The 6,634-nt window shown below is 73.7% G+C and carries 5 protein-coding genes and 1 riboswitch; of the genes, 3 read left to right on the top strand and 2 right to left on the bottom strand.

The features are described from left to right. Positions 1-114: 114 nt before the first annotated feature. Positions 115-317, bottom strand: a riboswitch (cyclic di-AMP (ydaO/yuaA leader). A 501-nt stretch (positions 318-818) separates the two neighbouring features. Next, complete coding sequence (locus tag ACA514_RS22605; RefSeq protein WP_375043197.1) at positions 819-1,730, bottom strand: NlpC/P60 family protein; 912 nt, start codon at positions 1,728-1,730, stop codon at positions 819-821. Positions 1,731-2,071: 341 nt separating this feature from the next. Further along, the gene (locus tag ACA514_RS22600) at positions 2,072-3,337 is read right to left on the bottom strand and encodes an NYN domain-containing protein (RefSeq protein WP_375043196.1); all 1,266 of its coding nucleotides are present in this window, start codon (positions 3,335-3,337) and stop codon (positions 2,072-2,074) included. A 329-nt stretch (positions 3,338-3,666) separates the two neighbouring features. On the opposite strand from ACA514_RS22600, the gene ACA514_RS22595 reads away from it, so the two are divergent. Genes ACA514_RS22595 through ACA514_RS22585 form a run of 3 tightly spaced genes read left to right on the top strand, consistent with a single transcriptional unit; the run spans position 3,667 to position 6,617 of the window. Next, a complete protein-coding gene (locus ACA514_RS22595) occupies positions 3,667-5,496 on the top strand; it encodes a DEDD exonuclease domain-containing protein (RefSeq protein WP_375043195.1) in 1,830 nt (609 codons plus the stop codon). Between the two features lie 40 nt (positions 5,497-5,536). After that, complete coding sequence (locus ACA514_RS22590) at positions 5,537-6,286, top strand: rhomboid family intramembrane serine protease (protein ID WP_375043194.1); 750 nt, start codon at positions 5,537-5,539, stop codon at positions 6,284-6,286. A 43-nt stretch (positions 6,287-6,329) separates the two neighbouring features. Then, positions 6,330-6,617 (top strand): Lrp/AsnC family transcriptional regulator, encoded by a 288-nt coding sequence (locus tag ACA514_RS22585; protein ID WP_375043193.1) that lies wholly within the window; start codon positions 6,330-6,332, stop codon positions 6,615-6,617. Positions 6,618-6,634: the final 17 nt, after the last annotated feature.

Below are 6,634 nucleotides of genomic sequence, written 5' to 3'. Positions count from 1 at the left end.
CAGCAGAACGCCCCGCCGCGCCCGGAGAGACTTCGCCGTTCGGCTAGGAGGCCCTTAAGGGCCCGTCATCCGGCCGCGGCGGGGCGTTCTGCTGAGGGTAGGTGGACAGAATTCACTCCTTCTTCCAGACGCCTACCGGGTTAGCTGACGGGTTCGGGCGTGGAAGTGGCCCTACGGCGGCCCTCACCGATCGTGCGGGAAGAGGCTCGCCGATTCACCCCGGTACCGGAAATGCCCGTCCGGACGATGCTCCGGACTTCCGGTGGATATGGGTCCCCGGCTCCGCGCCGTCTGCGCGGACTCGGCGCTGCCGCTGCGATCCTGAGGGCGTCATGGGGCCCGGGCGCGGGACCCTTTGTCCCGCGTGCGAAAGAGCGGCGCTGATGTTGTGATGGCGGCGGCCCCTTGTCCTGGGGACCGCCCGGGCCGGAGCCCTCTGTGGACCGCCGTGGCGCGCTCTCAGCGCCATGCACGCTGCCGGCGTGCGCACGGTGGGCCGGGCCGGCCGGGTCTCGGTGGAGACCGGTGCGGCACGCTCTCCCGGTGCCGCGGGGCGACGCGTGGGTCGTGCCGCCCTGGGGGACGGCGCGTGGGGCGCGTCGCCCGGTGCGCGGCCACCGAAGTGCGCCGCGCGGGGCCGCGGCGTCTGGAGGGCGCCGCGTGACCATGGCGCCTGGTGGGCGCCGTGAGTGGTGACAAGGTACCAAAGCCCCAACAGAAGGCAAACCCCCACAAAATCAACAACGGACCAGGTCAGCCCTGGTCCGTTGTCGTCGGGGGAGCGAACGGGCCCGCGCCGGCGCCCGTTCAGAAGATCGTCAGGGGCGTCCCGCGCCGTAGAAGTTCGACGTGTAGTAGCCCGACAGCGAGCTGATCTTCACGACGTCGCCCGTGTGCGGGGCGTGGATGAACTTGCCGCCGCCGACGTACATGCCGACGTGCGAGAGCCCGCTGAAGAACACCAGGTCACCGGGCTGGAGGTTGCTCTGGGACACGTGCTTGACGGCCGCCCACTGGGAGTTGGTGGTGCGGGTGATGTTGACGCCCGCCGCCGCCCACGCCTTCATGGTGAGGCCCGAGCAGTCGTAGGAGCCTGGGCCGGTCGCGCCGTAGGAGTACGGCTTGCCCAGCTGGGCGTAGGCGAAGTTGAGCGCCGTCCGGGCCGAGCCGCTGGCCGGGCCGTTGTAGGTGCCGCCCGTCCCGCCGCTCGCACCGCCGGAGGAGGTGCCGCCGCCGGTCTGCTGGACCAGCTTCTTGGCCTCCCGGACCTTCTTGTCGAGGTCCTGCTTCTGCTTGGCGATCTCGTCGTGCTTGCTCTTGACGTCGTCGTAGGCGCTCTGCGCCTGCGACTGCTCGCGGCGCAGCCGCTGCGCGGTCGCCAGGAACTGGGTGAGCTGCGAGCTGCGCTGCTGCGAGAGCTGGGTGAAGACCGCGGCCTGGTCCAGGACGGACTGCGGATCGCCGCTGCCGACGAACCCGGTCACGTCCGTGGAGTCGCCGTTCTTGTAGGCGTCCGCGGCCATCTGGGCGATCGCCGAGCGCTGCTTGTCGAAGGAGGCCTGCTCCAGCGTGGAGGCCTTCTTGGCCGCCGCCAGCTTCTTCTTGGCGATCTTCAGCTTCTCGTTGTTCTGGTTGTACTGCTCGACCTTCTTGTCCATCTCCTCGTTGAGCTGGTCGAGCTTCTTCTGCGCCTGCGCGTGGGTGGGCTTCGGCTTGGCGTAGGCCACCACTTGCGGAAACGCGAAGGAAGCGGTGGCCGCCAGGCAGGCGGTGACCGCCAGGCGGCGGGTGACCCCTATCCCCGTCGAGCCGGCTCTCCGGTCGCGCGAGTGCGCTGGTTCCCCGATGAGATCATTGGCCACGGTCGGATTCGCCCCTCTCGTCCACTACGTCAGCGGACGACATTAGCGAGGGGCCACAACCGTCACAACTAATTCGTCACTATCTGATTGACTTCCACCTGTTTTGTACACATTGTGTGATTGCAAGATCACTCAGCGCATGACCGGCGAGCTCGCGGGGGGAGAATCCCACCCGCGGACGACCCGGCCGGGAGACCTCCCGGCCGCCCTCACGACCTGCCGAGCCGGCGCAGCAGCAGCGTCGACGGGCAGGGCCGCGCGTTCGCGCGGCGCGCCGCGTCCGCCACCTCGCGGTCGGAGGAGACCACCACCACCGCCCGGCCCACCGGCTCGGCCCGCACCAGCTCGCCGATCAGCTCGTCGGCCGTCTGGCCCGGCCGGCTGAACAGCACCCGCACCCCGCGCGGCGCCGAGATGGCCACCGGCGCGTCCAGCTCCGCGCCGTCGAACACGCACGTCACCTCGGCGCGGGTCTGCGCCGCGAGCCCGCCGAGCCCCGACACCAGCCGGGTCCGCTGGTCCGACAGCGGCAGCTCCCCGTAGCCCGTCTTCGTCACGTTGTAGCCGTCGACCACCAGGTGCACCTGCGGCAGCGTCAGCAGCCGGTCCAGCAGCTGCGGGTCGCTGTCCGACAGCGCCCGGCCGGGCAGCACCCGGTGCGCCAGCCGGTCCGGCTCCAGCGCGCCCACCGCGTCCGCCGGACGGGCGATCGTGGACGGCAGCGCCAGCTCCCGCCGCACCCCCTGCGCCGCGTCCACCAGCGCGTCCAGCAGCAGCCGCAGCCGCATGTCGTCGACGTTGCGGCCCTCGCGCGCCGCCCGCTTGGCCGCCTCCGCCGCGGCCTCCGCCTGCGCCGCCCGCGACCGCAGCCGGCGCAGCTCCTTGTCGGCCGTCGCCGCGCCCTCCCGCGCCGCCGCCAGCTCCCGGTCGGTGTCGGCCGCGAGCGTCTCGGCGCGCTCCTGCGCGGCCCGGTACCGCGTCCGCGCGTCGTGCAGCTTGCGGCGCAGCTCGGCGACCTCCGCCTTGGTGTCGCGCAGCTCCGCGCGCAGCTTGTCGACCTCGGAGGCGCGCGCCGCCCGCGCGGCGGCCAGCTCCTCCTTCAGCGCCGCCACCCGCCGCTCGGCGGCCTCCTCCTCCGACGCCGTCGCCGAGCGCTCCAGCTCCGCGCGGGCCGCCTCGACCAGCTCCGCCCAGCCGTCCGGGCGCAGCAGGTAGGCCAGCACCGCGACCCGGACGGGGTCGGCGGCCGGCGGCACGTCCCCGCCCTCCACCGCCTCGACCAGGTCGGGCTGCGCCTCGCGCAGCGGCTCGGCCACCCGCCGCCGGAAGCCGGGGTCCTTCTCCAGCACCGCCGCGATGTGCTGCCCCGCGAGCTTGGCCCGCTTGCGCCGCTCGAACCGCGCGAACCGGCGCAGCGGCACCGGCACCTCGTCCGGCGGCAGCGCGCCGATCAGCTCGGCGGCGGCCTCCACCACGCTCAGCCGGACCGGCTCCGGAAGCGGCCGGGAGAGCGGCCGCCCGGGAGGCGGCCCGCCGGGAGGGCCCGCGCGCCGCCCGGACTCCGGGCCGCCGGGGCTCGCTTCGGGGCCGCTGTCGATGATCCCGCTCCTTCCGGGCTGCGCCGCCGGTGGGCTGTCTCTTCCCGAGCGCCGCGCACCCTAACCAGCGCGAACGGGCGATCGGACGGAACGCGCCATGCCCCCCCGAGCCGTCCCCCGCGGCCCCCGCCCGGCGGGACGTGCCGGCGCGCCCCCAACCCTAGCGGCCCCGACTTCTGTCGGTGGCGTGCTCTACGGTCGCCGGCATGACGGCTGCGCACGAGGCCCAGCGGCAGATCCGGGCGGTTCAGGGCACTCTGGACGACCTCGGCACCCCGCTGGCGGAGGTCACCTTCGTGGTGGTCGACCTGGAGACCACGGGCGGCTCGGCGGCCGACTCGGCCATCACCGAGATCGGCGCGGTCAAGGTGCGCGGCGGAGTGGAGCTCGGCGAGCTCGGCACGCTGGTCGACCCCGGCGGCCCGATCCCGCCGTTCATCACCGCGCTGACCGGCATCACCACCGCGATGGTGACGGCCGCCCCCCGGATGGACTCGGTGCTGCCCGCGTTCCTGGAGTTCGCCCGCGGCAGCGTGCTCGTCGCGCACAACGCCCCGTTCGACATCGGCTTCCTCAAGGCCGCCTGCACCGCGGGCGGGTACGCCTGGCCCGCGTTCCCCGTCGTCGACACCGTCGACCTCGCGCGCCGCGTCCTCGGCAAGGACGAGGTGCCCAACTGCAAGCTCGGCACCCTCGCCCGGTTCTTCCGCACCCGCACCGAGCCGACGCACCGCGCCCTCGCCGACGCCCGCGCCACCGTCGAGGTCCTGCACGGCCTGATCGAGCGGCTCGGCTCGTTCGGCGTCACCTCCCTGGAGGAGCTGCGCGGCTTCGCCAAGGCCCCCACCCCCGAGCAGCGCCGCAAGCGCCACCTCGCCGAGGGCGTGCCGAGCACCCCCGGCGTCTACCTGTTCGAGGACGCCGCCGGCGAGGTCCTCTACGTCGGCAAGAGCGGCGACCTCCGCTCCCGCGTGCGCAGCTACTTCACCGGCTCGGAGACCCGCCCGCGCGTCCGCGAGATGGTCGGGCTCGCCGAGAACGTCCGGACCATCGTGTGCGCCACCGGCCTGGAGGCCGAGGTCCGCGAGCTGCGCCTCATCGCCGAGCACAAGCCCCGCTACAACCGGCGGTCCAAGTTCCCCGAGCGGGCCATCTGGCTGAAGCTGACCGCCGAGCCGTTCCCGCGGCTGTCGATCGTCCGCGAATGCCGCGACGACGGCGCCCGCTACCTCGGCCCCATCGGCTCCCGGCGGCAGGCCGAGGAGGCCCGCGCGGCGCTGCACGAGGCCGTCCCGCTGCGCCAGTGCACCCAGCGACTCACCGTCCGGATCGTCGAGCGGGGCCGCGCCCGCAGCTGCGCGCTCGCCGACCTCGGCCGCTGCGGCGCGCCCTGCGACGGCCGCGAGTCGCCGGACGACTACGGCGTGCACGCCGAGACCGCCCGCGCGATCATGGAGGGGGACGTGCGGCCCGTCGTGGCCGCCGCGCAGGTCCGCATCGACCGGCTCGCGGCCGAGCTGCGCTACGAGGAGGCCGCCGCGCAGCGCGACCGGCTCGCCGCGTTCGTCCGCGCCGCCGCCCGCGGCCAGCGCCTCGCCGCGCTCGCCCGGCTGCCCGAGCTGGTCGCCGCCCGGCCCGGCTTCGACGGCGGCTGGGAGCTGTCGGTCGTCCGGTACGGGCGGCTCGCCGCGGCCGGGACCGTCCCGCCGCGCGCCCACCCCCGCCCCTACGTCGACGCCCTCCTCGCCACCGCCGAGACCGTCTTCCCGCCGTCCGGCGGCGCCCCCGGCGGCGTGCCGCTCGGCGCGCCGCCGTCCTCCGGCGCCACCGCCGAGGAGATGGAGTGCGTGCTGCGCTGGCTCGCGCTGCCGGGCGTCCGCCTGGTCGAGGTCGACGGCGCCTGGACGTGCCCGGCGCACGGCGCCGAGGGCCTGCGCGCCTGGATCGACAACGCCTACGCGAGCCACGAGCCGGGAGGTCGGTCGGGTGTCGGTTGGTCGGGGGAGCACGGTCGTGCGGGGCGCCCACTAAGGTGACCGGGGACGACCGGTACCCGGAGAGGACGAACGACCCCGCATGGCCCTGCCTCTCTACGACAGCCAGCCCGCCCGGCGCGTCCCGTGGATGACGTACCTGCTGATCGCGGTGAACGTCGTGGTGTTCCTGCTGACCCCGATGTCCAACTTCGCCACCTGGTACGGCAAGGGCGCCGTCCGCGACTGCAAGGCGGCCGAGTTCACCTACCAGTACGGCGCCGTCCCCAAGGAGCTCACCACCGGCGACCGGCAGCCGCTGCCCACCGAGGTCACCAACCACTGCGGGCCCGGCGGCTACCACAAGGCCCCGTGGACCTCCGCGTTCACCTCGATGTTCCTGCACTCGGGCCCGATGCACCTGCTCGGCAACCTGGTCTTCCTGTTCGTCGTCGGCATGGGCGTCGAGGACCGGCTCGGACGATGGCGCTTCCTGCTCAGCTACCTGCTGTTCGGGCTCGTCGCCGTCTACGGCTTCGCCTGGACCTCGCCCGACTCCACGGTGCCGCTCATCGGCGCGTCCGGCGCCATCGCCGGGGTGATGGGCGCCTACGTGATCCTCAACCCGCGCGGCCGCGTCGTCAGCTACGTCCCGCCGATCATCGTGCTGCGGCTGCCCGTCTGGGTCGTGCTCGGCTACTGGTTCATCCTGCAGTGGCTCTCGCTCGGCGACGAGGAGAGCAGCGTCGCCTACACCGCCCACATCTACGGCTTCTGCGCGGGCGTGCTGTTCGCGGTGCTGGCCCGCCGCGCCGGCCAGGGCCGCCGCCTCGCCGCGCTGAGCCGGACCTGACCCCCGATAGAGTCGGGACGTCCGAACTCAGGGGAGGGGTCCCGTGGTCACAGCGATCGTGTTCGTCAAGGCCGACGTCGCGCGCATCCACGAGGTGGCCGAGACGATCGCCGCGCTGGACGGCGTCAGCGAGGTCTACTCGGTCACCGGCGAGCACGACCTGATGGCGATGGTCCGCGTCCGCCGCCACGAGGAGCTCAACGACGTGATCCCCGGCCGCGTCAACAAGGTCCCCGGCGTCCTCGGCACCGAGACCCACATCGCCTTCCGCACCTACTCCAAACACGACCTCGACGCCGCCTTCGCCCTGGGCCTCCCGGACGCGGACTAGAAGGCCGCCGCAGCGAG

The sequence above is a fragment of the Actinomadura sp. NTSP31 genome, from assembly GCF_041951385.1.
In the GTDB taxonomy this organism is placed as follows: Bacteria; Actinomycetota; Actinomycetes; order Streptosporangiales; family Streptosporangiaceae; genus Spirillospora; species Spirillospora napierensis.
The sequence above is the reverse complement of the archived record's forward strand: the minus strand, read 5'-3'. Positions and strand labels throughout refer to the sequence as shown.